Origin of the sequence: Massilia brevitalea (genome assembly GCF_030711405.1) — a bacterium.
GTDB lineage: Bacteria > Pseudomonadota > Gammaproteobacteria > Burkholderiales > Burkholderiaceae_D > Telluria > Telluria brevitalea.
In genome coordinates, this window is sequence record NZ_JAULSI010000139.1 from 1 (window position 1) to 302 (window position 302).

General features: G+C 53.0%; 1 rRNA gene. It reads left to right on the forward strand.

What is annotated here, in order from left to right:
- Positions 1 to 302, forward strand: a 23S ribosomal RNA gene (locus tag QWL29_RS26615); the annotation flags it as partial.

A 302-nucleotide genomic window follows, 5' to 3' on the forward strand; every position in this document is an offset into this window, starting at 1 on the left:
ATATGGTAGGAGAGCGTTCTGTAAGCCTGCGAAGGTGTCTTGTAAAGGATGCTGGAGGTATCAGAAGTGCGAATGCTGACATGAGTAGCGATAATGGGGGTGAAAAGCCTCCACGCCGTAAGCCCAAGGTTTCCTGTTCAACGTTCATCGGAGCAGGGTGAGTCGGCCCCTAAGGCGAGGCAGAGATGCGTAGCTGATGGGAAGCAGGTTAATATTCCTGCACCGTCGTATGATGCGATGGGGGGACGGATCGCGGAAGGTTGTCCAGCTGTTGGAATAGCTGGTTTCTGGTTCATAGAAGG